A 24,943-nucleotide genomic window follows, 5' to 3' on the forward strand; every position below is an offset into this window, starting at 1 on the left:
AACGACCGCCATGGAACCCGATGACCTGAAACTCGCCTGGCAGACGCTGTCGCGCCGCCTCGAACGCCACGATGCGCTGCAGACGCATGTGCTGCTGGAGCAGCGCAAGCAGAAGGCACTGAACAGCCTGCGCCCGCTGTTCTGGGGCCAGGTGGTGCAGACCCTGTTCGGCATCCCCTTCATCCTGCTGGCCTCGCTGCTGTGGATCCACGGCGGACAATCCGCCGACGGTCTGCCGTGGACGACGATCGTGGCCGGCATCGTCGTGCAGCTCTACGGCATCGCGACCATCGCGATGGCCGGGCAGACGCTGCTGCGCATCCGCGAGATCGATTACGCGCAGCCCATCGTCGATATCCAGAAGCGGCTGGCGACGCTGCGCCGCACCTACCTCGTCAACGGCATGCTGGCCGGCTTGCCGTGGTGGTTCCTGTGGGTGCCACTGCTGATGGTGTTGGCCGGACTCGGCGGCACCAACCTGTATGCCCGCGCGCCGAGCGTGGTCTGGATCGGGCTGGGTGTCGGCGCAGCCGGGCTGGCGGCGACGGCGTGGTTCCATCGCTGGTCGCGCGATCCCGCGCGCCCGCGGCTCGCCAAGGCGATGGAAGACAGCGTGACCGGCGGCAGCCTGCGCCGCGCGCAGGCCCAGATCGACGAGGTCGCGCGCTTCGAGACCGAGTGAGCGGGCGGTACACTGCGCGCATGCAACGCATCGACTTCGACCTGGACGCCGGCCACGACTTCGTGGAACTCAACCAACTACTGAAGCTGGTCGGCATCGCCGACAGCGGCGGCCAGGGCAAGGCGATCGTGGCCAGCGGCGACGTGTCGGTGGATGGCGCGGTGGAACTGCGCAAGACCGCGAAGATCCGCGCCGGCCAGGTGGTGCGGATCGACGACACCGAGATCCGGGTGCTGGGCTGACGGAGCCAGGATGCAGCCGTGCCACGGCCTCGGCCCCTCCCGCGCGCCTTCCTTCATCACGACCCGTTTCTTGCTCCTGACGCACGCATGAAGGCCGCCATGCGGCTGGCCCTTGTCCGCGGCTGCCGGACCAGGAGCAGCCAGCTCCCGTCGCGCCTCCCGCCTGTCGCGTGAATGCAGCACGCCGCTCTACCCACACAGAGACTCGCCCGTGACGGAATCCGGCTGGCGCGCGAGCGCCCGCCTCGCGCAGCCGGCACTCAGCGTGCGGCGCCGGCGTCCAGCGGCGCCGCATCCGGCGGCGCACCCGCGTCATCGGGCACGGCTTCCACATCGGCCATGCGATCGAACTCCGACAGCGGGCTGTCGGCCGGGCACTTGGTATCGGGGAACCCGAACTGCGTGCGCAGCTCCAGACCGCAGGCCTGCATGTCGTCCAGCCCTGCACCCGCCTTCTTGCACGTGCTGTCGAAGCTGCGCATGAAGGCATCGCGGCGCATCACGAAGTCGCCCCCGCAGCGGCGCATCAACTGCAGGCGATCGAGGTCGTCCTGCGCCGCATTGGTGCCATCCAGGCCGTATTCCTGCAGTTCGTCCTTGCTCAGCAGGCGCAGCCGGCGGTTGGGCACGGTCATCATCAGGTCGGCGACCGCGACGGCGACGCCGTTGCGCTCCAGGTAGTCCTTCACCCGTCCGTAAACACCGCGCAGTTCCTCGTTGAGCTCGGCGCGTGTGGTGGCGGTGGAACTCATGCGGATGATGCGATGCACGCCCACCTTGCCGGAGATCATCCGGTTGTCGCCCGCACCCAGCACGAACACGCAGGCGCTGTGGCAGACCGAGCCCTCGCGCACCCAGATCGTCCAACCGCCGGCGCCGATGACGTCGCCGGCCTTGATCGCGTCTTCGACCTGCCCACCGGCGGAATCGAGATCCAGGATGCGCTTGTGGATGCCCATGCGCCCGGCGATGTCGGCGACCCGTGCAACCAGATCGGTGAAATCGGAGGCGATCTTGCCCTGGTAGCGCAAGCGCAGCACACCGCCTTTCTGGCACGGCGACAGCGCGTCGACCACGCTGAAGAACGCCAGCGACTCCAGTGCGGCGCCATCGCCTTCGCCGGTGTTGTATTCGGCCTGGCAGCTGACCCAGGCCTGGCCGGAGGTCACTTTCGACACCGGCCAGTCGGTCGGCATGCCCTCGCCCGGGGCGTCGGCCGGCGGCGACACCACCGGTCCGGTCGACACGGCACCATCGCCGCGCTCGGCCTGCCTGGCCGGCGTATCGGCCGGCAGCGCGGGCGGCGCTTCGGCCACCGCATCGGACGCACTCTCGGGAGCGCCCGGACCACAGGCAGCCAGCAGGACGGCAATCAGCAGCGCAGCAAGGGGAAGGTGGGGATTGCGGGACAGCATCCGGTCGATCACAGCACGACGCCAGGCCGCGAGGGCCTGGCTTGGAGGGGGTCGGCCTAGTCTAGGGTCAAATCGAGCGCGGGGGCCCACCGTGCGATGAACCCGGGGCCGCATTCCGCCTCACAACAGCGCCCACAGCACCTGCAGCAGCCCCCACAGCGACACGGCCCAGATCAGCGTGCGCAGGTACGGAATGCCCGCCGCATACACGGGTACGTAGGCGAGTCGCGCCCAGAAGTAGCACTGCGCGCCGAGCGCGGTGTTGGCATCGCCGCGCCCGAGCGCCACCACCGCGAGAACGGCGGCAGCGAAGAAGGGGAACGTCTCCAGGAAGTTGCGCAACGCGCGGTCCACCCGCGCGGCGACGCCCGTCAGCGGCGGCAACGCGGCATCGCGCGCGCCGACGTTCCACTTCAGCCCGCGCTGGTGGGTGGTCAGTGCGGCGCCGACCAGCACGTGCACCAGGCCCAGGGCAATGGACCAGGCCAGCATCTTCAGTTCGACCGGCATGACGACGACTCCCCGCGGATGGTGCCGTGCACTCTAGCGCAGCCGGCACGCGGCCTGCGTGCCGCAGGCATGGGGCCATGCATCCCGCTTGTCTCGCCGATCGCGCCATCACGCGCGTGGCGCGTGCGGCCTCCGCCCTGCTGCCCGCATGCCCCTGCGCGAAGTCCGCTCCAGCGTCGTTCTGGTGCTCGCAGCACGAACGATGACGTACATACGGAAACCTACGACGGCGCTCCCTGAACGAAGCAGCCGCGCTTGCGGCCTGTCGGTGATTTCGGTATCACATTGCTACGGAGTGTCGGCTCCGCAGGGGAATGCAGTGGCGATACACCAGGACCTTTGGCGGCCTGTCCAGTGGGCACAGCGCTTTGCGGCCGCGCTTGCGTGGCTGCTGGCCGCCACGCTGACCCTGGTGGATGCGGGCAGCGGCCACTTCCTGGACGACAGCGTGCCGGTCGTCGGCGTGCTGGTGGCCATCGCCACCTGGCGCAGCACACAGCGTCCGGTCCGGCTGGCCGTGGCGGGCCTGCTGACGAGCCTGTTCCTCATGCACCTGTGGCAGTTCCACGCGCTCGGCATCTGCCTGGTGCTGGCGGCGGCGACCGTCATCGCCTGGATGCGGGTCTGGCGCGGCTTCTGGCCGGAATTCGTCATGCGCATCTTCGCCGCCACCCTGCTGCTCCTCGCCGTGCAGCCGGTGCTGGGTGCGCTGCAACCCGGCGCGGTCCAGCCCGAGATCGGCTGGTCGCTGTCGCTGTCGGCGCTGGCGATGTTCCTGCTGGTCTACACCCCCGCGCTACGGGAAGGACGCACGCTGGACACCAGTACCGAACTGGTCGCCTTCGTGATGGCCTTCGCGTTGATCGCGCTGGTCGGCTGGCATGTCCCCGGCAGCCTGGTCGGCAAGATGGGCGTGAATTTTCCGCCGATGCGCCCCCTCTCCACGCTGTGCGTCGCCGGTGTGGCGCTGGCGCTGTTGCTGCGCCAGCGCGACCGGGAACGCCCGGCATGGGCGCTGCTCGCGCTCATCGCGGTGCCGCTGCTGCTCACACTGCTGCAGACGCTGGGCGGCGTCACCACGCCGGTCAACGCGCTGCTGCATCAGCTGGGCTGGCTGCCGCGCGCCTCGACACCGCTGATCGGCGGCTACACCGACTATGCGGTGCTCACTGGCTGGCTGGCCGTCGCGATGCTGCCGCAGGCGCTGCAGCGCTGGGAAAGCATCCGCTGGGGCATCACCCGCGGCTTCGGCATCGCGCTGGCCTCCGTCGCCGGCATGGCGACGCTCGGCTTGCTGATCCAGCTGCCGTACCACCGCGAAGGCCTGTCGATCTACCAGATTTCGCTGACGTCCTCCGCGCAGCTGGTGGCGATGGGCCTGGCGCTGGCGGTCGCTGGCGAGAACTCGCTGCGCGAGCGCCTGTTCGGCGTGCTGCCGATGGCGGCGGCGCTGATGCTGGGCGGCATGTACTGGGGGGCCGCGACGGCCGACCGCGATGCGATGGCGCGCAACGTCATGAAGACGCAGACGGCCAGCGCGGCGCCGACCTTCCTGCGTGGCATGGAACTCCGCCGCGGCGCCCTGCGCCAGCTGTCCGCGTCGCTGACCGCCGCGGCACCCGACGCCGCCGAAGGCCTGTTCCACCACTACGTCGACGACATGGTCAGCGCGTACGCCGGCTTCCGCGTGGTCCGCAGCGTGGGCGACGGCGGCGAGTTCCGGTGGGTGGAGCCTGGTTTCGACGCCCCGGTCGCACCCTCGCCGCCCGCGCCGGTCGCGCAGACGGGCCATCTGCACGCGGTCCCGGGCGGGTGGTGGCTGACGGTCGATACCGCGGGCCGCCGCACGCAGGGGTTCATCGCGCTGGACGGTTTCGTGAAGACGCTGGTCAAGGCGGTGCTCTCGGATCGCCCGGTGCGCGCGACCGCGGACGGCATGGACACGCTGGAGCAGGGCGAGCCGCAGGGGTCGCCGCTGTCGGTGGAGCGCGTGCCCCTGCCCGGCCATGATGTGCAACTCGAACTGTGGGCGCCGCCGGCCCTGAACTCGTTCACGCTGCCGCGCGCGCTCGTCGTCGGCGGCCTCAGCAGCGGTCTGCTGATCGCGTTCGTGCTGTTCCTTCTGGACATCTCGCGGCGCCGATCTTCGGAGGCGGCGGAAACCGCACGCTCGCTGCTGCTGGAAACCGAGCGCCGCCTCGATGCGCAGCGGCGCCTCAACGATGCCGCCGCGATGGACAGCGCCACCGGCCTGCCGCGCTTCTCGGCGCAGGCCAGCCTCATTACCGAGCGGATCGCCGCGCCGTCGGCGCACGGTCACGGCCTGGCGATCGTCGACCTCGATGGATTCGGCATGGTCAACGACTCCTTCGGGCACGACGGCGGGGACGAAGTGCTGCGCAGGATGGGCCAGCGGATCTCCGCGGCGTGCGAGGGCCAAGGCGCCGTGTACCGCTACGGCGGCGAAGGGTTCCTGGTGCTTTTCCCCGACATCGACATCGACCAGCTCAGCCGGTGCGCGGAAGAGATCCGCCGCGCGGTGGGGCAGCCGGTCGCGCTGTATTCCACCCATCCGTCGTTCACCGTCACCGCCAGCATCGGCCTGGCGCATGCGCCCGAACACGGTGCCGACCTGCAGACGCTGCTGCGCTGCGCCGACGACGCCCGTCACCTGGCCAAGCGCGCGGGGCGCAACCAGGTGCGCCTGCCGTCGGCCACCACGCAGCAGGAAACCAGCGACCGCCTGAGCCGCGTCACCGCCCTGCGCGAGGCCGTCGCCCGGGGCCAGTTGAGGCTGGTCTACCAGCCCGTGGTGGCCGGTGACTCGTCGCAGCTCACCGGCTTCGAGGCGCTCGCGCGCTGGCGCCATCCCGCCTGGGGGGACGTGCCGCCGTCGGTCTTCATTCCGCTGGCGGAAAGCGCGGGGCTGATGGAAGACATCGGCCACTTCGTCCTGGAACAGGCCTGCCAGCAGCTGGCGCGATGGCGCGCCATGGGCCTGCGCACGCTGGGCATGGCGGTGAATCTGTCGCCGAGCCAGCTCGGCCAGCCCACGCTGGCGCCGTGGATCGCCGACTGCCTGCAACGCCACGACCTGCCGCCCGACGCGCTGACGCTGGAGCTGACCGAAAGCGTGCTGGTGGAGGACATGGGCGCCGCGCAGCAGATGCTGCAGACCCTGCATGCACTCGGGGTACGGCTGGCGCTGGACGATTTCGGCACCGGGTACTCCAGCATGGCGTACCTGCAGCGCCTGCCGCTGGACATCCTCAAGATCGACCGCAGTTTCGTCGACGGCATCGCGGCGGAAAGCACCGACCGCGCCATCGCGCGCACCATCCTCGTGCTGGCGCACGAAATGGGCATGCGCACGATCGCCGAGGGCGTGGAGACCTCCGAACAGATGCACGCGCTGCAGCAGATGGGCTGCGACGAGATGCAGGGCTATTTCTTCGGCCGCCCGATGGAGGTCGACGAAGCCACCACGCTGGCGCGCGGCGAACTGCGTCACGCGCAGGCCTGAAGGCGCGACGGGCGCCCTGCGTCAGCGCACGCCGTCGCGCAGCTGCTCGACGAACGCGCGGCCGGCGGGACCGGGCGGCGTATCCTTGCGCCACACCGCGCGCATCGGCATCTGCGCATAGCGTGGGTCCGCCTCCGCGAGGCGCAGGCGCTTCAGGCGGCCGGCGGCGAGATCGTCCTCGACGATGTGCAGCGGCATGTGGCCCCAGCCGAGACCGGCGCGCAGGAAGGCATGTTTGGCGCCGAGGTCCGCCAGCCGCCAGGTCAGCGGCGACTGCACTGCGAAGTCGCGGCCCGAGGTCAACGGCGTGCGGTCGGTCAGCACCAGCTGCACCTGCTTCACCAGCACCTTCGCCGGCACGGCACCGCGCACCGCCGCCATCGCGTGCGAGGGAGCGACAACGGTGACGAAGGGCACCGGCTGCAGGGGCTCGGTATCGAGTTCGTCCGGCAGCTCCGGCAACGAGCCGACGACGCCCAACCGGCAGGTGCCGTCCAGCACCGGCTGGACCACGCCACCCAGCACTTCGACGTACAGCCGCAAGGGCGTGTGCGGAAACGCCGTGCCGCTGTGCGCCGCGGCGCGGGTCAGCGCCTGCATCGGGAACATGACGTCCACCGCCACCGACAGCTCCGGCTCCAGGCCTTCGGCGACGCTACGGGCGCGCGCCTTGAACGTGTCCATGTGCTCGGCCACCGCGCGCGCCTCCACCAGCAGTGCGCGGCCGGCATCGGTGAGTTGCGGATAACGGGCGCTGCGGTCGAACAGCGTCACGCCCAGTTGCAACTCCAGGTTGGCGAGCGTCTGGCTGACCACCGATTGCGCGCGTCGCAGCTTGCGTCCCGCTGCGGAAAAACTGCCCTGCTCTGCCGCCGCGATGAAGGTGCGCAGCTGGTCGAGGGTGACGGCGTCGAGCATATATCGCTCCAGACGATGGATTTCATCGAAATATATAGGCTTCCGCCATAGATGGCGACGACCTAACCTGCACTCCGTACCTGCTGCACCCACCCCATTCCCCGGAGCCCACCATGTCCACCGTTACCGCCACCCCCAGCACTCTTCGCGTTCCCGCCCTGCGTGGCGCCGCCGACCTGACCGGCCGCACGCTGCTCGCCTCGCTGTTCGTCATTTCCGGCCTCGGCAAGCTGGCCGCCTATGCCGGCACCGCCGGCTACATGGCATCCGTCGGCGTCCCCGGCGCCCTGCTGCCGCTGGTCATCGCACTGGAAGTCGTCGGCGGCCTGGCGATCATCGCCGGTTACCAGACGCGCATCGTCGCCAGCCTGCTCGCCGCGTTCTCGATTGCGAGTGCGGTGCTGTTCCATAGCAACCTCGGCGACCAGATCCAGCAGATCATGTTCCTGAAGAACATCGCCATCGCCGGTGGCTTCATCACGCTGGCGGCGCGCGGCGCCGGCGGCTGGAGCGTCGACAACCGCTGATCCAGCATCTCACCCGGCATCACGGAAACGCCGGCCTTGCGCCGGCGTTTCCGTGTCCGCGACGGGCGCGGCCCGCACGCCGGTACAAGCCCCACCGGCAGGGGTATGCGAGCGTGCAGGCTGCCCCCGCCGCTGGAGTCCAGCATGCCCGGCCGCTATCTTCCCCTTCTGTGTCTCTCGGGCCTGTTCGCCTGCGCGGCCGCGGCATCGGCGACGGGGATGGAGCGGCTGCCGGCGACACTGTTCGCCGCGCTGCCCGCCGATGTCCGTCATCCGGAGAGCCTGGCGGTCGACCCGGCCAGCGGTGAGGTCTATGTCGGCACGTTCGACGCACGCGAGCCCGCGTCGTCGCGCAACAACCAGCTGCTGCGCTTCGATGCCGACGGTCGCCTGCTGGCGCAACGCAGCTTCGGCGCGACGCCGCTGACGGGCATCGGATTCTTCAAGGGCAAGCTGTACGTGCTGAACTTCGGCGCGTCGACGCTGCAACGGCTCGACGCCGCGTTCACCGCCACGTCGCCGATCGAGGACCTGGCGACGTTCGCCGCGCTGGTGCCTGCGGCACCGCCTCCGCGGCCCATCGCCAATCCCGATGGCAGCCAGGACCTGGTCACCTACGGGTCGCAGGGATTCCCGGCGATCAACGGGCTGGTCTTCGACCGTACCGGCGCACTCTATGTGTCGGACTCCTTCCAGGGCGCCATCTACCGCATCGCCCAGGCCGCGACGTGCAAGCCGTGCCGCGTCGAGGTGTTCGCGCGCGATCCGCTGCTGGCGACCACCGGGGCGCTGCCGTTCGGTGCGAACGGACTGGCGTTCAACGCGGACGAATCGATCCTGTACATCAACAATGCCGGCGACGGCCGCGTGCTGCGGCGGCGCATGCCGCAGGGCGACATCGAGATCCTCGCCGACGGCGTCTACGGCGCCGACGGCCTGCTGTTCCACCAGGGACTGCTGTGGGTGGCGGCGAACCAGATCGACACTCTCGTCGCGCTCGACGAGCGCGGACGCGTGCGCCACCGCGCGGGGGATTTCCTCGGCGTGACCGCGGACGGCGCACCGCGCGGCTTGCTGTTTCCGGCGGCGAGCGCCGTGCAGGGCCATCGCATGATCGTCGCCAATCTCGCCCTGCCGCTCACGCCGGCCGTCGGCGATGAGTGGGAGGAGGACGTCACCCGCTGGAACCTCATGCAGTTCGATCTTCCCGATCCGCCACCGCCTGCCCCGTGAGGAACATCGCATGCTCAACATCACCCCGTTCGGTTGGTTCCATACCGCCATCAGCCTGGTCTCGCTGTTCGGCGGCCTGTACGCGCTGCTGCGCTACCACGACATCCGCTACGCGACCGCCTTGGGCAAGACCTACACCTGGTTCACTGTCGCCACGTGCCTGACCAGTTTTTTCCTGATGCGAACCGGCAAGCTGAGCGAAGCGCACGGGCTGACCGTGCTGACGCTGATCGTGCTGGCCGCCGCGGTGCTGCTGGGCCGCAACGCCGTGCTTGGTTCGTGGCGGCATGTCGCGGCCTCGCTGGCCTTCACGCTGACCGTGTACTTCCACTTCATCCCGGGCTTCACCGAAACGCTGACGCGCGTGCCGATCGGCGCGCCGCTGGTGTCTGGTCCGCAGGATCCGCTGCTGCAGAAGCTGGTAGGCGCGACGTTCCTCGTGTTCCTGGTGGGCATGATCCTGCAGGTGAGGTATCTGCGGCGCGGCCGCCTCCACGTGCCGCATCCTGCGACCTGAGCCTGAGGAATACCTGGCGCGATGCTCACCGCATTGCCGCTGCTCGACACCTTGCTCGACGCGCACGCGTCGTCGCTGGGTGGTGATGCCATGGGCTATCGGAATCACGCCTACCGGGTGGCGAACTTCTACTGGCGGTTGCTGCCCGGCAATGCGGACATGCTGGAGAAGCTGAGCATCGCGGTGGCTTTCCATGATCTCGGCATCTGGACGGCAGGCACGTTCGACTATCTGCCGCCTTCGCGCGCGCTGGCGCGTGACCACCTGCGCGCGATCGGCCGGGCGGGATGGCAGCGCGATGTGGACGCGATGATCGCCCACCACCACCGGTGCCGGCGCATGCCACCGGAGACGCATGCGAGCGTGGAGACGTTCCGGCGCGCGGACTGGATCGACGTCAGCAACGGCGTGCTGCGTTTCGGCCTGACCCGCGACGTCGTTCGCGACGTCAGGGCTGCGTTCCCCGACGCGGGCTTCCATCGTCGCCTGCTGCATCTCACCTTGCAGCGGCTGCGGCGACACCCGTTCTCGCCCCTGCCGATGATGCGGTGGTGACGATGGGGATCGCCCTGAATCGCGCCGACGGACGGTCATTGACTTATATAGTTAGGACTCCTAACTTATTCGCCATGATCGATACCCCCTTCCAACGCAGGCAGGCCACGCGCGGACTCGAGCAGCTGTCCGCGCTGGTCCGTGCGCAGTCATGGCGCCAGGACGGCACGCCGTCGCTGCCGCCGACCCAGGCTGCGGTGTTGCGCATGCTGCAGGGCGTACAGGACGGCCTGCGAGCACGCCAGATCGCCGAGCGCCTGGGCGTGTCGGCGGCGAGCCTCAGCGATTCGCTGAAGGCGCTGGAAGGCAAACAATGGATCCGCCGCACGCCCGATCCCGACGACGCCCGCGCCGCACGCGTGCGCCTGACCTCGTCCGGCTCGCGCATGGCCACGCAACTGCAGCGCCCCGACCAGGGCATGGGTTCTCTGGTCGAATCGCTGGGCGAAGCCGATCTCGGCGCGCTGCTGCGCGTGACGCAGTTGCTGATCAACGAAGCGCAGGAACAGGGCCTGGCCACCGGCCTGCGCACCTGCCTGGGTTGCACCTTTTTCCGCCCCTTCGCTTCCGGCCAGCGCGATGCACCGCATGTCTGCGCGTTCCTGGACAAGGCGTTCGGCGACGCGGAGTTGCGCGTGGATTGCGCGGAGCAGCAGCCCGACGACGAATCCCGCCAGGAGCGCGTGCTGCGCTTCCGGCAACCGACTCCGCCCTAGGCGGAAACAAGAAGGGCGGCGCCCGACTGCCATCGGACGCCGCCCGGTACCCCCCACCCACCCTACGAGAGCAAGCAAGAGGAATTCGATTATGCGCCAGAACATCTCCCGACGTTTCGCGTTGGCCGCCGCGCTCGCGCTGGCCATCGGCGGCGTGCACGCCCACGACGGCAAAGCCCACACCGGCGGCATCGCATCCGCCGCGAACAAGGCCGTGACGGCCGACTTCGACATCGTCCACACCAAGATCACCACCGAAAAGAACATCGCCACCTTTCACATGGCCGTCTCCGGCAAGGCCGGCAAGACCACGCCGGCGGCGACCGGCAAACTGGCCGGCAGCGATGTGTTTTCCTACGTGTGGCCGACCACCATCGACCCTTACGAAGTCGGCTTCGAGAAAGGCGCCGGCATCCTAGCGATGGCGGTCACCGCACATCCCGACTTCGACGACACGCCGCTGTACGACGAGAACGGCGACGGCAAGCTCGACAACGATGGCGACCTCTGGCACAGCCACTGGGTCGTGCTGCAGCCGAACGAGGCCTGCGGTCCCGGTGCGCTAGGCGTGGTCGACATTCCGGAAGGCAGCAAGCCGCGCCTGCCGAAGACGTGGCCGGGCTTCCCCATCCTGCTCGACAGCCCGGGCTGGAGCCCGACGCTCAACGCGGAGACGGTGGAAGTGAAAGTGCCGTTCGACGACATCGGCGTGGTCACCGCCGGCAGCTTCGACGGTGTGACCTCCGGCCTGCGCGTCAATGCCAGCGTGCATGCACCGCTGCTGTGCGTGGTGGACGTGTTCAAGGTCGCCTCCGGCAATCTCAGCCTGCCCGGCAAGCCGAACAAGTAACCGCTCCCGCGCCGGCCTGCACAGGGCCGGCGCGACCCTACCGGACAACCCCCATGAACCTCATTGATCGTCCGGCGCCACCCTGGCAGGTGGACCGCTGGTTCAACACGCCCCACGCCATCACCCTGGAGTCCCTGCGCGGCAAGGTCGTCGTGCTGGAAGCCTTCCAGATGCTCTGCCCCGGATGCGTCGCGCACGGCCTGCCCCAAGCCGCGCGCGTGCACGCCACGTTCCCGCACGACCAGGTCGCCGTCATTGGGCTGCATACCGTCTTCGAGCACCACGCGGCGATGACGCCGGTCGCCCTGGAAGCCTTCCTGCACGAGTACCGCATCGCGTTCCCCGTCGGCGTGGATCGGCCCGGCATGCGCGGACCGATTCCGCAGACGATGGAGGCCTACGCCATGCGCGGCACGCCGACCCTGCTGGTGATCGACGCGCAGGGCCGCCTTCGCCACCAGCATTTCGGCCAGGTCAGCGATCTGGTGCTGGGCGCGCAGATCGCATCGCTGGTGCACGAAGCGGAAGCTTTCGCAGCCAGCGAAGAGACGCAATCGCCCCCGCGGGCGGACGCCGGCTGCGATGCGAATGGTTGTGCGATCCCGGGCTGAGGCCTGTTGGCCGGTCCTCCGTGACCGCCGCGTTCAAGTGGTCACAGGGGCTTCACGGCGCGTTCGCGCCACTCAGGTTTGGATAGCACCATGCACCGCGCCCCGGCCCCTTTTTCGCTGCTGCACCGCCTGGCCTTCATGGGCCTGGGGATGACGCTTGCGGTGCTCAGCGGGGCGTTGTTTCCCTGAGCTGTCAGGACGCCGGCGCCGCCGGATCCAGCTCCGCCGCCCACGACAGGGCCATGGTCCGCTCCTCGGGCGCAAAAGTCCGCATCTCCGTCCTCGGCATCACCCTGTCGGCCAGTCCGGTGACCGTCACCAGCCAGCGCTTGTCGGTGACCACCGCAGCGCGCGCGAAGCGGTCGTACTCGCCGCGCTTGGACAGCGCGTAGCGCAGGTCCTTGCCGATCACTTCCAGCGCCAGCCCATGCAGATCGCTGATGTCGCTGACCACGGCGATGCGCTCGAAGCGCGCCAGCCGCGATTCGATGTCGGAGATGCAAGCGTCGTAATCTGCGCCGGTGAGTTCGTCGGTAAACCGGTATGCCGCGACGTGCGGCGGGCTCGCCAGGATGTCGATCATGCGCGGGCTCCATGAAAACCAGCCGCGACCTTAGCCCGTGCCGGCGGCACCGTGCGTCAAATCCGCTTCACGAAGCTGCACCGTGCCGGCACGCGCTAGCGCTCCTCGCGCGTGAGCGACCAGAAGCCGATATCGCGACGCACCCGGTAGCCGAGCTGTTCGTACAGCGTCTTCGCGCGCGGATTCTCGTGGCTGACGTGCAGGAACGGTTGCACGCCGCGCGCCAGCGTTTCATTGGTCAGCCACGTCGTCAGGCGGCGCGCATAGCCGCGGCCGTTGAAGTCCGGATGCGTGCAGATGGCGCTCATCTCCCGGCTGTCCGCATTGCCCAGTCGTTCACCGATCATCGCCGCGAGTCGGCCGTCCTCGTAGATGCCGAAGTAGCGCCCCAATTCCATCGTGCGTTCGCGGAAGTAGTGCGGATAGACCAGCGCGGTCAGCGCCAGCACCTCGTTGCGCTGCGCATCGCCGAGCGGCACGATGTCCGGACCCTCGCCCACCACCAGCGGCGCGTCGCACACCATCTGCGCGAGCGGGCGGAAGGCCTGCAGATTCCAGCCTTCGTGTCGCGATGGCGCGATCCCGATCAGGTACACCGACTCGCCCGGGGCCACCAGCGTGTCGAGCGCGCGTTCCGTCGGGACGTCGGCGGACGCGACCCCCAGGAACGGGGCATAGACGGCCGGGTAGCGCGCCACGTCGCCGGCATGCAGGGCGATGTCGCCGTGGATGGAATCCAGAGCGGACCAGAACGGGTTGTCGAGGGTGGTGGTCATGGGCGTGTGTGCCGGGGGAACCACGATTATCCACGCGTGGACCTGTGGTGCATCCGGCAATGGTGCTCCGTATGCTGCGCGCATGACGACCTCGCCCGTTCTCCGGTCCCTTCGCGCCGTGTCCATTGCCTCGGTCCTGTTGCTGGCCGGCTGCGTGACCGCCCCGCCTGCACCCACGCGACCGCCTGCCGACACCCGCAGCGAGATCGTGCGACGTATGCCCGCCAAGGTCGCTGATCGCGAACGGTGGGCGGCCGACATCGAGACCGCGTTTGCCGCGCAGCGGATCGCACCGAACAGCGAGAACATCTGCGCGGTGCTGGCGGTCACCGAACAGGAGTCGGGCTACGTCGCCAATCCCGCCGTCGCCAACCTGCCGAAGATCGCGCGCGGCGAGATCGACCGTCGCGCCGCGGCCATGCACGTGCCGAGGTTCCTCGGCGACGCCGCGCTGGCGTTGCGCTCACCGGACGGACGCACCTACGCGGAACGCCTGCGCGTGGTGCGCACCGAGCGCGACCTCAGCGACATCTACGAGGACATGATCGGCAGCGTGCCGCTGGGCAAGCGCCTGTTCACCGACTACAACCCGGTGCAGACCGGCGGACCGATGCAGGTGGGCATTCCGTTCGCCGAATCGAAGGCCGCCGGCTATCCCTATCCGGTCGACGGCAGCATCCGCGACGAAGTGTTCACCCGGCGCGGCGGCCTGTACTTCGGCATCGCCCATCTGCTGGGTTACCAGACGCCCTACACGCGCAAGGTGCACCGCTTCGCCGACTACAACGCTGGCTGGTACGCCAGCCGCAATGCGGCGTTCCAGAGCGCGGTCGGCGTCGCGGCCGGCGCCACGCTCGCGCTCGATGGCGACCTGCTCACGCCCGGTGCGCCGCTGGACAAACCGGGCCAGACCGAACGTGCCGTACGCCAGCTGGCCGGCGCACTGCGCATGGACGAGCGCGCGATCCGCGACGCACTGGAGCGCGGCAGCCGGCTCGATTTCGACGACACCGATCTGTACGCGCGGGTCTACGCCCTGGCCGAAGCGCGCGCAGGAAAACCGCTGCCGCGCGCGATCATCCCGGGCATCCGGCTGGAAAGCCCCAAGATCACCCGCGAACTGACCACCGCCTGGTTCGCCACGCGGGTGGACGAACGCTACCGGAACTGCCTGCAACGCTGAGGGCGCGTCAGCCGCCGAACGTACCCCACCAGCGCGCGAACGTCTGCCATTCCTGCGTACCCGGCACCAGGTGCATCAGGACGAAGTTGATCGCGAAGACCGCGGTGACGAACGGGAACACGCCGCGTCCATGTGGCGTCCGGCGTTCGAACCCCATCAACAACCCCAGCACGACGAACGTCACTGCGTAACCGCCCCACGAAGGATTGAAGCGCACCCCTTCCGGCAACAGCGCGAGCACCAGGCGCGCCATCGCCGGATCGATCATCACCAGCGCCGTGGCGACCATGTAACGCGCGTGCCGTGCCGGGTCGCGCCGATGGCGGATGGCGAGCCCCCAGAACAGCGCCAGCATCAGCGATGCCGCCATGCCCAGGTACAGCAACATGGCCTGCAATCCGAACATCTCCGCGGGCGCCGCCGCCATGCGCAGATGCGACAGCCACAACGCGGTCAGCACTACGCCGGGCATCACCCCATAGGAGAACTGGCCGATCTGCCGGTGCAGCGCCACGCGCCGTGTCCGGATCAGCCAAGACTGCACCAGCAGCATCGCCATCCATGCCAGCATCAGGCCGGCATGCAGATGGGTGACCGCATCGGCCAGGCCCAGCCGGCTGAAGTACGTCTTCCAGAAGCCCAGTCCCGCCAGCGCGAGCAGGCCCCACATCCACACACCACTGCCGACGCCCCAAAGACCCGGCCGGCGCGGGACCGCGCCTGTTGAAGAAACCGCCATCACGCCACCTTCCTGTTGATCGTGGCAGGTTGAACGCCCCACCGGATCGGCACCGGACAGCCGCCTGTCGAATTCCGCGTCGCCCGCTCGTCGCGTTCAGGAAGGCGCCATTCCGGTGCCGCATTCCCGGAGGTTTCCATGCCGTACATCGATGGTTTCGTGGCCGCCGTGCCCACCGCCAACAAGCAGAAGTTCATCGACCACGCGAGTCTCGGCGATCCCGTGTTCATCGAGCAGGGCGCCACGCGCGTGATGGAGTGCTGGGAGGAGGACGTGCCGGACGGCAAGGTCACCGACTTCCGCAAGACCGTGCAGGCAAAGGAAGACGAGAGCGTGGTGTTCTCGTGGATCGAATGGCCCGACAAGGCCACCCGCGATGCCGGCATGAAGAAGATGATGGACGACCCGCGCATGTCGCCGGAGAACAACCCGATGCCGTTCGACGGCAAGCGGCTGATCTACGGCGGCTTCGTGCCGGCACTGGAACTGGGCAAGAACGGTGCGCGCTCGCCCTATGTGGACGGATTCGTGCTTGCCGTTCCCACCCAGGCCAAGGCCGCGTTCACCGAGCACGCCACGCTGTTCGACAAGGTCTTCATGGACTTCGGTGCGACCCGCATCATCGAAGGCTGGGGCGATGATGTGCCGCGCGGCAAGCAGACCGACTTCTATCGTGCCGTCCAGGCGAAGGACGACGAGACCGTCGCGTTCTCGTGGGTCGAATGGCCCGACAAGGCCACGCGCGATGCCGGCATGAAGAAGATGATGGAAGACCCGCGCATGGATCCGGCCAACCAGGACAATCCGCCGATGCCGTTCGATGGCAAGCGCATGATCTTCGGCGGCTTTACGCCGGTGGTCGAACTGCACGCATGACCCGAAGGATGCCGTGGGCGCCGATGTCGCCCCGGCATCCCTAGTGGTACTCGCGCGTAAAACTTCACACTGTCATCACGTCGCTCACGACCGATGCCATCGCTGCACGTTCGCGTACACGTGTATCCCCGCATTTCCTGACACATGCACGATGCTGGCGCATCGTGCACCACGCCAGTGCGCAGCGCGAAAAGCGTATGGAAACTTCGGCATTCAGGACATAACGCGAATTACTTTCGCGTCGTTGCGCCTCGCCCTGTGATCGTCGACTCACTTCAAGCACTTCGCTGCCGCCTAAGGTGATTGCGGTAACGCGACGCCGTCGTACGACGGCGTTACGCCGGTTACCGCTGTGCCTGGGACAGCACGCCATCCATTGCTGCCCGCACACAAGAGAGATCCACCACTTCCAACGCACTATTCAGGGGCGCAACGCATGGGCAAGAGAGAGAAGCCGTACGCACGTGTTTCCAGGACGCCGCTGGCGTCCGCAGTGAGATGGGCCCTGATCGCCGCCACCGTGGTCGGCAGCAGCCATGCCGCCGCCCAGACGGCGGAACCGGCGGCCGCGCCAGCCGCCACGCCACCGGCCGAGGAGGCCACCACGCTCGACACCGTGTCCGTGCTCGGCAGCCGTGGGTTGCCGCGTTCGGTGTCCACGTCCGCGGTGCCGATCGACATCATCAGCGCCGAGGAATTCCGCAACCAGGGCGCGACCGATGCGCTCGACCAGCTGCGCGTGCTGGTGCCGTCGTTCAACGTCAGTACCATTCCGATCGACGATGCCGCCAGCCTGGTGCGTCCCGCCAACCTGCGCGGCCTGCCGCCGGACAACACGCTGGTGCTGGTCAACGGCAAGCGCTTCCATCGCTCGGCCGTCATCACGTTCCTCGGCCATGGCCTGTCGGACGGTTCGCAGGGCCCCGACCTGTCGGTATTCCCGTCGATGGCGCTGGAACAGGTGGAAGTGCTGCGCGATGGTGCGGCGGCGCAGTACGGCTCCGACGCCATCGCCGGCGTCATCAACTTCGGCCTGAAGAAGATCAGCGAAGGCGGCGCGTTCGAGGCGTTCGCCGGCCAGTACTACGAAGGCGACGGCTTCACCACCCAGTACACCGCGCAGATCGGCCTGCCGCTGACCGCACGCGGCTACGCCACGCTGACCGCGGAATGGCGCAATGCCGACGACACCTCGCGCAGCGTGCAGCGCAACGACGCCGCAGCCGCCATCGCCGCGGGCTATCCGGGCGTGCCGGACCCTGCACAGATCTGGGGCTCGCCGGAGGTCAACGACGACATCAAGTTCGTCGCCAACCTCGGCATCAGCGGCGACAGCGTCGATGTCTACCTGTTCGGCAACTACGCGCAGCGCGACATCGATGGCGGCTTCTATTTCCGCGACCCGACCGCGCGCTCCGGCGTGTACTCCAACGATGGCGGCGAAACGCTGCTGATCGGCAACACCACGGGGGTCGGCACCTGTCCGACCATTGCGTTGCGCGACGGCGCAGGCAACCTCATCCCGTACAGCACGGTCAGCACGGCCGTGGCGGCCCTGCCGTCGAACTGCTTCACCTTCCTGTCGTCGCTGCCGGGCGGCTTCACGCCACGCTTCGGCGGCTCGCTGGAGGACGTCTCGGTGGTCGGCGGCGTCAAGGGCACGTGGGGCAACGCGTGGCACTGGGATGCCAGCGTGACCTACGGCCGCAACGACATCGACTTCACCATCTACAACACGGTCAACGCGTCGCTCGGCGCGGCGCAGCCCGACGGCCTGCGCTTCCATCCCGGCGGCAACTCACAGACCGAGAAAGGCGTGAACTTCGACGTCGGCACCGACATCGAGACCACGTTCACCGCACAACCGCTGCGCCTGTCGGCCGGTGCGGAATGGCGCGAGGAGAGCTTCGAGGTGAAGTCCGGCGACGGTCCGTCCACCGCCATCGGCCCGCTGACGCAGCAGGGCTTCGCGCTGGGTTCCAACGGCTTCAACGGCTTCAGCCCGCGCACGGCCGGCGAATGGGATCGCAGGAACTGGGCGGTCTACCTCGATCTGGAAGCACAGTTCACCGAGCAGTTCCTGCTGGCCGCCGCCGTGCGTCGCGAGGACTTCGACGACTTCGGCAGCACCACCAACGGCAAGCTGACCGGTCGTTTCGACGTCACCGACACGTTCGCCCTGCGTGGCGCCCTCAACACCGGCTTCCGCGCGCCCACGCCCGGCCAGGCCAACATCAGCCAGATCACCACGGCGTTCGAAGGCAGCGCGCTGATCGACATCGCCACGCTGCCGCCGACCAATCCCATCGCCCAGCTGAAGGGATCCCGCGCGCTCACGCCCGAGGAATCCAGGAGCGCGTCGCTGGGGCTGGTATGGAGCAGTGGCGACTGGCTGGTGACGGTGGACGGCTACCACATCGAAGTCGAGGACCGCATCGCGCTGAGCACCAGTTTCGAGCTGACCGACGCCGAGCGCGCGGCGCTGGTGGCCTCGGGCAATCCGGAAGCGGCCTCGCTCAACTCGGTGACCTACTTCGGCAACGCCTTCGACACCACCACCACCGGCGTCGACGTGGTGACCAGCGTCGAGACCGGGCACTTCGGCGGCAAGACGACGTATGCGCTGGCGGCGAACTGGAACAAGTCCGAGGTGGACCGCTACGACGCCAACTTCATCAACGAGGCCCGCGTCTACAAGATCGAGGAGTCGCTGCCGAAGACCAAGGGCTACTTCAGCGTCAACCACCAGCGCGAGATCTTCCACGCCAACCTGCGCCTCAGCTACTACGGCTCGTGGTACGAAGATCATCTGGACAGCGGCGCCATCCTGGTCGAAGACGGCGGCCTACCGATCTACGAAGACAGCAAGGTGATCGTCGATGCCGAGGTGGGCTGGACGTTCCCGTCGGGCCTGTACGTCAACGTCGGTGCGCAGAACCTGTTCGACGAGACCCCGGACGACAATCCGTGGGGCGCGGCGGTCGCCGGTGCGGCGTATCCGGTGCATTCGCCGTACGGCTTCAACGGCGGCTTCTACTACGCCCGCGTGGGCTGGAAGTTCTGACAATGCAGTAGACCGGAGCCGGTGTCCGCGTGGGCACCGGCTTCCGGATCAGCCGGGCGTCGCCCCTCGCGCGACATCCTTCGCCACCTCCGCGACCAGCGCGCGCAGCCACTGGTGCGCCGGATCGTGGCGGTAGCGCACATGCCACGCCATCTCCAGCGGGAACGTGCCCAGATCCACCGGTGTGGGCAGTACCTTCAGGCGCGGATCGCGCGCCAGCTGCGCACAGATCAGCTTCGGCAGCGTGGCGCAGTAGTCGGTGGCCGCCACCAGTTCGGGAATCGACAGGAAATGCGTCACCGACACGGCGACGTCGCGCCGTAGCCCCTGCTTTTCCAGGGCCTGGAACAGGCCGGCGCGCAGCTTGCCCGGCGGCACCACGTTGACGTGCCGCAACTGTTCGTACTGCGCCTTCGACAGGCGCTTGTTGACCACCGGATGATCGGCCCGCACCACGCAGGCGACACCATCGTCGCCCAGGTGCTGCACCACCAGATTGTCCGGGGGCTCGACGAACCGCCCCAACACCATCGCGGTTTCGCCTGACATCGCCCCGGTCTCGGCCAGGTCGGTACCGAACGGGACCAGGCGCAGGCGAATGCCCGGCGCGCGCGCGCGCAGCCGCGCCGCAATGGCGGGCACCAGCACGAACTCGAAATAACTGTTCGGCGCCAGGGTGAAGAGCCGCTCTTCCTTCGCCGGATCGAAGTGGCGCTGACCGAGCACCGCCGCATCCAGCTGCGCCAGCGCCGCGGCGATGCCGGGCGCCAGCTCGATGGCCTTCTGCGTCGGCTGCATGCCGTAGCGCTCACGGATGAACAGCGGGTCCTGCAGCATCTCGCGCAACCGCACCAATGCGTTCGACAGCGCGGGCTGGGTGATGCCCAGCCGTTCGGCCGCACGGGTCACGTTGCGCTCGTCCATCAGCGCCAGGAACACGGGCAGCAAGTTGAGGTCGTAGCGCATGCAGTCATATTGAATTCCATATATCTGGAATTCAACAAATAAATTGGCCGAATGCCTTGGCGGCGCGCAGGCTGTATCCATCCCGGCGAGGCGCCGGACCGGTAACCGAAGGCGCCTCCGCTCTCCTCACTACACCGCCCGTCTGGAGCCTGCCATGTCATCCGCCGCCCTGTTCTCCCCCACCCGCCTCGGCGCCATCGAGGTCCGCAACCGCATCGCCATGGCGCCGCTCACCCGCTCGCGCGCCGGCATGGATGGCGTGCAGACGCCGCTGGCCATCGACTACTACGGCCAGCGCGCCTCGGCCGGGCTGATCATCACCGAGGCCACCAACATCTCCCGTCAGGGCCGCGGCTATGCTTACACGCCGGGCCTCTACACCGATGCCCACGTCGAGGCGTGGAAGCCGGTCACCGACGCCGTGCATGCCCGGGGCGGGCGCATCGTGGTGCAGCTCTGGCACGTCGGCCGCATGTCGCATAGCAGCCTGCAGGAAGGCGGCGCCGATCCTGTCGCCCCCTCGGCCATCCAGGCCGGCGGCAGCGTCTTCACCGAAGCCGGCCACGTGCGGCCGTCGATGCCGCGCGCCCTGGCCACCGACGAGATCGCCGGCATCATCGGCCACTACCGCCAGGCCGCACAGCGGGCGAAGGGCGCCGGCTTCGATGGCGTGGAAGTGCACGCCGCCAACGGCTACCTGCTGGAACAGTTCCTGCGCGACAGTACCAACCATCGCGACGACCGCTACGGCGGCTCGCTGGAGAACCGCGCACGGCTGCTGCTTGAGGTTACCGCTGCGGTCGCCGACGTCTGGGGCGCGGATCGCGTGGGCCTGCGCCTGTCGCCGCTGTCCACCGCGGTCGGCGACACGCCGCTGGACAGCCGCACGATGGAGACGCACCTCTACGTGGCGCGCCGCCTCGGCGAAATGGGCCTGGCCTACCTGCATGTGGTCGAAGGCCAGCTGCACGCCGGCAACGGCGCCGATGACTTCGATGTGAAGGCGCTGCGTGATGCGTTCGGCGGCGCCTACCTCGCCAACAACGGCTACGACCGTCAGCGCGCGCTCGACGCCACCGCCAGCGGCCGCGCCGACATGATCGCGTTCGGCAAGCCCTTCATCGGCAACCCCGACCTGGTCGAACGCCTGCGCGAAGACGCTCCGCTGTTCGACGCGCCGACGGCCGGCTACTTCGGCGGCGGTGCGGAAGGCTATACGCAGTTCACTGCCCCGCAGGCGCACGCGGCCTGATCCCGACATCCCTATCCCCTCCATCTCGATCCCTCAGGAGTCCACCATGTCCCTCCACGACCTGCTTCCCGGCAAGCTCGGTTTCGGCACCGCACCGCTCGGCAACATGTTCCGCGACATTCCGGAAGCCGAAGCGCGCGCCACCGTCGAGGCCGCCTGGAACGACGGCATCCGCTACTTCGACAACGCGCCCTTCTACGGCGCCGGGCTGGCGGAAATCCGCATGGGCGACGCGCTGGCCGACAAGCCACGCGACCAGTACGTCATCAGCACCAAAGTCGGCCGGCTGATCCTGGACGAAGTCGAGGAGATCAGCGCCCGCGACCTCGGCGAGAAAGGCGACGTCTTCAAGTACGGACGTCCCAACAGGATCGTCAACGACTATTCCTACGACGCCACCCTGCGCTCGATCGACGACAGCCTGAAGCGGCTGAAGACCGACCGCATCGACATCGCATGGGTGCACGACATCGCGCAGGATTTCTACGGCGACGACTGGCTGTCGATGTTCGAGCAGGCGCGCACCGGTGCCTTCAGGGCGCTCGATCGTCTCCGCGATGAAGGCGCCATCAAGGCGTGGGGCCTGGGCGTGAACCGCGTCGAGCCGATCGAACTGCTGCTGGAACTGGAAGGACCGCGTCCCGACGGCTTCCTGCTCGCCGGCCGCTATACCCTGCTCGACCACGCACGCGCGTTGCAGCGGGTGATGCCGAAGGTGGCGGAACGCGGCCTCGGCATCGTGGTCGGCGGCCCTTACAGCTCGGGCGCGCTGGTCGGCGGTCCGAACTTCGAGTACGCGCCGGCCACGCCACAGATCCTCGACAAGGTGGCGCGCATCAAGGCGCTCGCCGACCGCTACGGCATCAGCATGAAGGCCGCCGGCCTGCAGTTCGCGCTGGCGAATACCGCCGTCGCGGCCGTCATTCCCGGCGCCAGCAAGCCCGACCGCATCGCCGAGGACAGCGCGGCACTGAAGGAAGTCGTCCCCGCCGGCTTCTGGCGCGACATGCGCAGCGCGGGCCTGGTGCATCCCGAGGCGCCGCTGCCCGAAGGTTGATCCGACCGTCCGTTCCCCACCGCCCTCGTCAACGCGAGGGCGGTTTGCGTTCCTGGATGCGCCGACGCGGTGCCTGCGCTTCGCGCTCGTCCATATCGCGCACGCGACGGCCGGCCTCCCGGATCAGGTCCGGCAGCAGATGGGCCTCCGGCAAGTGCTTCCAGTACTTCTGTGGCATCTCCTGCCGCATCATCCGGGTATTGAGTCGTGCCGGATTGAAGATGTTGGCGTAGTAGGTACGCCACAGCGCGTCCTCGGCATCGTCGGCCGGTGCATCGGAACGCTGCGCACCCTCGCCGGCCCACAAATCGGCACCGTCCCACTGCACGCTGCGGTACGGCGTCAAGATCGCCCAGCGCATGCCGGCGAAGCGGCGCATGAAGAACGGCGCAACCCGATCAACGATGTAGTGGTCGGGCTCGAACCAGGCGATGTAGGTGTTGTCCTCGCCGTCGACCTGGCGGAAACGCACGAACGCTTTCATCTTGTGGCTATCGCGGCGCACCGCCTGTGACCAGCGGGTGGCGCGATGTACGTCGGCATCGGTGGCGCGATCCAGCAGCGCACGCTCGCCGTTGCCGATCCGCCACAGCAGGCGATAGAGCAACGCGTGCCTGCCGACATCGCGATGACACAGCACCGACGCCGCGAACGCCATGAACTCCGCCGGCACCGACAGTCCCTTCCGGATCACCGGCTGGTCTGTCACGGCGGACGCCGCGAGCAACTCGCCCTGCGCATCGGCCTGCCACTCCACGGATTCCGGCGGCAGCTCCGCTTCCCAGGCATGACGCGCCTGCACGCGCCACGCATCCAGGTCCCACGCAGGCATCACGGTCGCACGGAACATCCCGACGCCTCAACCGAACAGGTCGGCTTGGCGCGGCGCCGGCGCCAGTTCGCTGCGCAGCCGCACCGGATCGTCGAGGCGCTGACGCGGATGGTGGTCGAGCAGGATGACGAACGGGAGGACCTTCTGCAGCGGCGCGCGCAGGCGCGCCAAATCCGCGACGCGCAACCTGCCCTGCCGGCGCGAATCGACGATGCGCTGCACGTTGCGTGCACCCAGGCCCGGTACGCGCAGCAGCATCTCGCGCGGCGCGCTGTTGAGGTCGACCGGGAACCGCTCCGGATGGCGAAGCGCCCAGGCCAGCTTCGGATCGATGTCCAGGTCGAGCATGCCGCCCTGCGTGCCGGTCTCTTCGACGATTTCCTTCACGTCGAACTCGTAGAAGCGGAGCAGCCAGTCGGCCTGGTACAGGCGGTGCTCGCGCTGCAGCGGTGGCGCGCGCAACGGCAGCTGCGTCGATGCGTCCGGAATCGGACTGAAGGCGGAGTAGTAGACGCGGCGCATGCGGAACTGACGATAGAGCGCATCGCTACTGGCCAGGATCGCGCGGTCGTCGGCGGCATCCGCGCCGACGATCATCTGCGTGCTCTGCCCCGCGGGTGCGAACTTGGGGGGGCGCTTCCGCTTCGGCTGTGCCTCCTTCTTGTCGGGCTTCGCCGCCTGGATGCGCCAATGCAGCTCGCCCATCGCATCGCGGATGCCCTGCGCCTCCTTCTGCGGCGCGAGCTGCTTCAGGCCGGCCTCGGTCGGCAGCTCGACGTTGATGCTCAGGCGATCGGCATAGCGGCCAGCCGCCGCGAGCAGTTCAGGCGACGCTTCCGGAATCGTCTTCAGGTGAATGTAGCCGGCGAAGCGGTGATCCTCGCGCAGGCTGCGCGCGACCTCGACCATCTGCTCCATCGTGTAGTCGCCGTTGCGGATGATGCCGCTGGAGAGGAACAGGCCCTCGATGTAGTTGCGCTTGTAGAACTCCAGCGTCAACCGCACGACTTCGGCGGTGGCGAAACGCGCGCGCGGCACGTTGCTCGACACGCGATTGACGCAGTAGGCGCAGTCGTAGATGCAGAAGTTGGTCAGCAGGATCTTCAGCAGCGACACGCAGCGTCCATCCGGCGTGTACGAGTGGCAGATGCCCATGCCCTCGGTGCTGCCGATCCCACCCTTGCCCAGCGAATGCCGCTTGCCTGCGCCGCTGGACGCACACGATGCATCGTACTTGGCCGCATCGGCGAGGATCGCGAGCTTGTCTTTCAGTTGCATGGCGACATGGTATCCGGCGCGCGCTCAAGCGATGAGAC

The 24,943-nt window shown here is 68.4% G+C and carries 23 protein-coding genes and 2 pseudogenes; 16 read left to right on the forward strand and 9 right to left on the reverse strand.

Annotated features, from left to right (window positions below; all coding sequences use genetic code 11):
* Positions 1 to 10: 10 nt before the first annotated feature.
* The gene (locus IB230_RS11010) at positions 11 to 682 is read left to right on the forward strand and encodes a serine/threonine protein kinase (RefSeq protein ID WP_192272155.1); all 672 of its coding nucleotides are present in this window, start codon (positions 11 to 13) and stop codon (positions 680 to 682) included.
* 20 nt (positions 683 to 702) lie between these two features.
* Positions 703 to 924 (forward strand): RNA-binding S4 domain-containing protein, encoded by a 222-nt coding sequence (locus IB230_RS11015; protein ID WP_192272157.1) that lies wholly within the window; start codon positions 703 to 705, stop codon positions 922 to 924.
* Between the two features lie 260 nt (positions 925 to 1,184).
* Here IB230_RS11015 and IB230_RS11020 read toward each other — a convergent pair whose 3' ends face one another.
* Together IB230_RS11020 and IB230_RS11025 are read right to left on the reverse strand one after the other, a co-directional pair.
* Positions 1,185 to 2,120, reverse strand: a complete 936-nt coding sequence (locus tag IB230_RS11020; RefSeq protein ID WP_225589569.1) for a hypothetical protein — start codon at positions 2,118 to 2,120, stop codon at positions 1,185 to 1,187.
* Between the two features lie 339 nt (positions 2,121 to 2,459).
* Positions 2,460 to 2,849, reverse strand: a complete 390-nt coding sequence (locus IB230_RS11025) for an MAPEG family protein (RefSeq protein WP_192272161.1) — start codon at positions 2,847 to 2,849, stop codon at positions 2,460 to 2,462.
* Positions 2,850 to 3,168: 319 nt separating this feature from the next.
* On the opposite strand from IB230_RS11025, the gene IB230_RS19935 reads away from it, so the two are divergent.
* Positions 3,169 to 6,372: a bifunctional diguanylate cyclase/phosphodiesterase gene (locus IB230_RS19935; protein ID WP_192272163.1), complete on the forward strand. Its 3,204-nt coding sequence runs from the start codon at positions 3,169 to 3,171 to the stop codon at positions 6,370 to 6,372.
* 21 nt (positions 6,373 to 6,393) lie between these two features.
* Here IB230_RS19935 and IB230_RS11035 read toward each other — a convergent pair whose 3' ends face one another.
* Positions 6,394 to 7,290: a LysR family transcriptional regulator gene (locus tag IB230_RS11035; RefSeq protein ID WP_192272164.1), complete on the reverse strand. Its 897-nt coding sequence runs from the start codon at positions 7,288 to 7,290 to the stop codon at positions 6,394 to 6,396.
* 113 nt (positions 7,291 to 7,403) lie between these two features.
* Between IB230_RS11035 and IB230_RS11040 the strand changes: the two genes are divergently transcribed.
* The 7 genes from IB230_RS11040 to IB230_RS11070 all read left to right on the forward strand — a co-directional run bounded on the left by IB230_RS11040 (position 7,404) and on the right by IB230_RS11070 (position 12,299).
* The gene (locus tag IB230_RS11040) at positions 7,404 to 7,817 is read left to right on the forward strand and encodes a DoxX family protein (protein ID WP_192272166.1); all 414 of its coding nucleotides are present in this window, start codon (positions 7,404 to 7,406) and stop codon (positions 7,815 to 7,817) included.
* A gap of 144 nt (positions 7,818 to 7,961) precedes the next feature.
* Positions 7,962 to 9,050: a hypothetical protein gene (locus IB230_RS11045; protein ID WP_192272168.1), complete on the forward strand. Its 1,089-nt coding sequence runs from the start codon at positions 7,962 to 7,964 to the stop codon at positions 9,048 to 9,050.
* A 10-nt stretch (positions 9,051 to 9,060) separates the two neighbouring features.
* Entirely contained in the window at positions 9,061 to 9,567 is a 507-nt protein-coding gene (locus IB230_RS11050; RefSeq protein WP_192272170.1) for a hypothetical protein, read from the forward strand.
* Between the two features lie 21 nt (positions 9,568 to 9,588).
* Complete coding sequence (locus IB230_RS11055; RefSeq protein WP_192272172.1) at positions 9,589 to 10,122, forward strand: hypothetical protein; 534 nt, start codon at positions 9,589 to 9,591, stop codon at positions 10,120 to 10,122.
* A 74-nt stretch (positions 10,123 to 10,196) separates the two neighbouring features.
* Entirely contained in the window at positions 10,197 to 10,838 is a 642-nt protein-coding gene (locus tag IB230_RS11060) for a MarR family transcriptional regulator (protein ID WP_192272174.1), read from the forward strand.
* 91 nt (positions 10,839 to 10,929) lie between these two features.
* Entirely contained in the window at positions 10,930 to 11,688 is a 759-nt protein-coding gene (locus tag IB230_RS11065; protein WP_192272176.1) for a hypothetical protein, read from the forward strand.
* A gap of 53 nt (positions 11,689 to 11,741) precedes the next feature.
* The gene (locus IB230_RS11070; RefSeq protein WP_192272178.1) at positions 11,742 to 12,299 is read left to right on the forward strand and encodes a redoxin domain-containing protein; all 558 of its coding nucleotides are present in this window, start codon (positions 11,742 to 11,744) and stop codon (positions 12,297 to 12,299) included.
* A 193-nt stretch (positions 12,300 to 12,492) separates the two neighbouring features.
* Here IB230_RS11070 and IB230_RS11075 read toward each other — a convergent pair whose 3' ends face one another.
* Both IB230_RS11075 and IB230_RS11080 read right to left on the reverse strand, forming a co-directional pair.
* Positions 12,493 to 12,882, reverse strand: a complete 390-nt coding sequence (locus IB230_RS11075) for an STAS/SEC14 domain-containing protein (RefSeq protein ID WP_192272180.1) — start codon at positions 12,880 to 12,882, stop codon at positions 12,493 to 12,495.
* Positions 12,883 to 12,977: 95 nt separating this feature from the next.
* Positions 12,978 to 13,658: a GNAT family N-acetyltransferase gene (locus IB230_RS11080; RefSeq protein WP_192272182.1), complete on the reverse strand. Its 681-nt coding sequence runs from the start codon at positions 13,656 to 13,658 to the stop codon at positions 12,978 to 12,980.
* Between the two features lie 82 nt (positions 13,659 to 13,740).
* Between IB230_RS11080 and IB230_RS11085 the strand changes: the two genes are divergently transcribed.
* Positions 13,741 to 14,841 carry a DUF1615 domain-containing protein gene (locus IB230_RS11085; RefSeq protein ID WP_192272184.1) on the forward strand — a complete coding sequence of 367 codons (1,101 nt, stop codon included), beginning with the start codon at positions 13,741 to 13,743 and terminating at the stop codon, positions 14,839 to 14,841.
* Positions 14,842 to 14,848: 7 nt separating this feature from the next.
* Here the strand turns inward: IB230_RS11085 and IB230_RS11090 are convergent, their stop codons facing one another.
* Positions 14,849 to 15,580: a hypothetical protein gene (locus tag IB230_RS11090; protein WP_192272186.1), complete on the reverse strand. Its 732-nt coding sequence runs from the start codon at positions 15,578 to 15,580 to the stop codon at positions 14,849 to 14,851.
* Between the two features lie 138 nt (positions 15,581 to 15,718).
* Here IB230_RS11090 and IB230_RS19710 point away from each other — a divergent pair.
* From IB230_RS19710 to IB230_RS11100, 3 genes and pseudogenes are all read left to right on the forward strand, one after another.
* Positions 15,719 to 16,078: pseudogene (locus IB230_RS19710) on the forward strand (DUF1428 domain-containing protein); the annotation flags it as partial.
* A complete protein-coding gene (locus IB230_RS19715) occupies positions 16,067 to 16,456 on the forward strand; it encodes a DUF1428 domain-containing protein (protein ID WP_225589571.1) in 390 nt (129 codons plus the stop codon). The pseudogene IB230_RS19710 and the gene IB230_RS19715, both read left to right, overlap by 12 nt.
* Positions 16,457 to 16,949: 493 nt before the next feature.
* Complete coding sequence (locus IB230_RS11100) at positions 16,950 to 19,520, forward strand: TonB-dependent receptor (protein WP_343227308.1); 2,571 nt, start codon at positions 16,950 to 16,952, stop codon at positions 19,518 to 19,520.
* A 48-nt stretch (positions 19,521 to 19,568) separates the two neighbouring features.
* Here IB230_RS11100 and IB230_RS11105 read toward each other — a convergent pair whose 3' ends face one another.
* On the reverse strand, positions 19,569 to 20,486 hold the full coding sequence (locus tag IB230_RS11105) for a LysR family transcriptional regulator (RefSeq protein ID WP_192272192.1): 918 nt from the start codon (positions 20,484 to 20,486) through the stop codon (positions 19,569 to 19,571).
* 154 nt (positions 20,487 to 20,640) lie between these two features.
* On the opposite strand from IB230_RS11105, the gene IB230_RS11110 reads away from it, so the two are divergent.
* Together IB230_RS11110 and IB230_RS11115 are read left to right on the forward strand one after the other, a co-directional pair.
* Positions 20,641 to 21,738 carry an alkene reductase gene (locus IB230_RS11110; protein ID WP_192272194.1) on the forward strand — a complete coding sequence of 366 codons (1,098 nt, stop codon included), beginning with the start codon at positions 20,641 to 20,643 and terminating at the stop codon, positions 21,736 to 21,738.
* Between the two features lie 46 nt (positions 21,739 to 21,784).
* A complete protein-coding gene (locus IB230_RS11115; RefSeq protein WP_192272196.1) occupies positions 21,785 to 22,795 on the forward strand; it encodes an aldo/keto reductase in 1,011 nt (336 codons plus the stop codon).
* A gap of 55 nt (positions 22,796 to 22,850) precedes the next feature.
* On the opposite strand, the pseudogene IB230_RS11120 reads toward IB230_RS11115, so the two are convergent.
* Both IB230_RS11120 and IB230_RS11125 read right to left on the reverse strand, forming a co-directional pair.
* Positions 22,851 to 23,645: pseudogene (locus IB230_RS11120) on the reverse strand (TIGR03915 family putative DNA repair protein); the annotation flags it as partial.
* Positions 23,646 to 23,654: 9 nt separating this feature from the next.
* Positions 23,655 to 24,905 (reverse strand): putative DNA modification/repair radical SAM protein, encoded by a 1,251-nt coding sequence (locus IB230_RS11125; protein ID WP_192272201.1) that lies wholly within the window; start codon positions 24,903 to 24,905, stop codon positions 23,655 to 23,657.
* Positions 24,906 to 24,943 lie beyond the last annotated feature (38 nt).

The sequence above is a fragment of the Pseudoxanthomonas sp. PXM01 genome (genome assembly GCF_014851815.1).
Lineage (GTDB): Bacteria > Pseudomonadota > Gammaproteobacteria > Xanthomonadales > Xanthomonadaceae > Pseudoxanthomonas_A.

What these genes read in the sequence shown, in the direction of transcription:
- IB230_RS11015 (WP_192272157.1), top strand. Translation starts at nt 703, where the DNA reads ATGCAACGCATCGACTTCGACCTGGACGCCGGCCACGACTTCGTGGAA.
- IB230_RS11115 (WP_192272196.1), top strand. Translation starts at nt 21,785, where the DNA reads ATGTCCCTCCACGACCTGCTTCCCGGCAAGCTCGGTTTCGGCACCGCA.
- IB230_RS11070 (WP_192272178.1), top strand. Translation starts at nt 11,742, where the DNA reads ATGAACCTCATTGATCGTCCGGCGCCACCCTGGCAGGTGGACCGCTGG.
- IB230_RS11080 (WP_192272182.1), bottom strand. Translation starts at nt 13,658, where the DNA reads ATGACCACCACCCTCGACAACCCGTTCTGGTCCGCTCTGGATTCCATC.
- IB230_RS11090 (WP_192272186.1), bottom strand. Translation starts at nt 15,580, where the DNA reads ATGGCGGTTTCTTCAACAGGCGCGGTCCCGCGCCGGCCGGGTCTTTGG.
- IB230_RS11020 (WP_225589569.1), bottom strand. Translation starts at nt 2,120, where the DNA reads ATGCCGACCGACTGGCCGGTGTCGAAAGTGACCTCCGGCCAGGCCTGG.
- IB230_RS11045 (WP_192272168.1), top strand. Translation starts at nt 7,962, where the DNA reads ATGCCCGGCCGCTATCTTCCCCTTCTGTGTCTCTCGGGCCTGTTCGCC.
- IB230_RS11010 (WP_192272155.1), top strand. Translation starts at nt 11, where the DNA reads ATGGAACCCGATGACCTGAAACTCGCCTGGCAGACGCTGTCGCGCCGC.
- IB230_RS11125 (WP_192272201.1), bottom strand. Translation starts at nt 24,905, where the DNA reads ATGCAACTGAAAGACAAGCTCGCGATCCTCGCCGATGCGGCCAAGTAC.
- IB230_RS11055 (WP_192272172.1), top strand. Translation starts at nt 9,589, where the DNA reads ATGCTCACCGCATTGCCGCTGCTCGACACCTTGCTCGACGCGCACGCG.
- IB230_RS11025 (WP_192272161.1), bottom strand. Translation starts at nt 2,849, where the DNA reads ATGCCGGTCGAACTGAAGATGCTGGCCTGGTCCATTGCCCTGGGCCTG.
- IB230_RS11035 (WP_192272164.1), bottom strand. Translation starts at nt 7,290, where the DNA reads ATGCTCGACGCCGTCACCCTCGACCAGCTGCGCACCTTCATCGCGGCG.
- IB230_RS11105 (WP_192272192.1), bottom strand. Translation starts at nt 20,486, where the DNA reads ATGCGCTACGACCTCAACTTGCTGCCCGTGTTCCTGGCGCTGATGGAC.
- IB230_RS11075 (WP_192272180.1), bottom strand. Translation starts at nt 12,882, where the DNA reads ATGATCGACATCCTGGCGAGCCCGCCGCACGTCGCGGCATACCGGTTT.
- IB230_RS11040 (WP_192272166.1), top strand. Translation starts at nt 7,404, where the DNA reads ATGTCCACCGTTACCGCCACCCCCAGCACTCTTCGCGTTCCCGCCCTG.
- IB230_RS11085 (WP_192272184.1), top strand. Translation starts at nt 13,741, where the DNA reads ATGACGACCTCGCCCGTTCTCCGGTCCCTTCGCGCCGTGTCCATTGCC.
- IB230_RS11110 (WP_192272194.1), top strand. Translation starts at nt 20,641, where the DNA reads ATGTCATCCGCCGCCCTGTTCTCCCCCACCCGCCTCGGCGCCATCGAG.
- IB230_RS11050 (WP_192272170.1), top strand. Translation starts at nt 9,061, where the DNA reads ATGCTCAACATCACCCCGTTCGGTTGGTTCCATACCGCCATCAGCCTG.
- IB230_RS11065 (WP_192272176.1), top strand. Translation starts at nt 10,930, where the DNA reads ATGCGCCAGAACATCTCCCGACGTTTCGCGTTGGCCGCCGCGCTCGCG.
- IB230_RS11060 (WP_192272174.1), top strand. Translation starts at nt 10,197, where the DNA reads ATGATCGATACCCCCTTCCAACGCAGGCAGGCCACGCGCGGACTCGAG.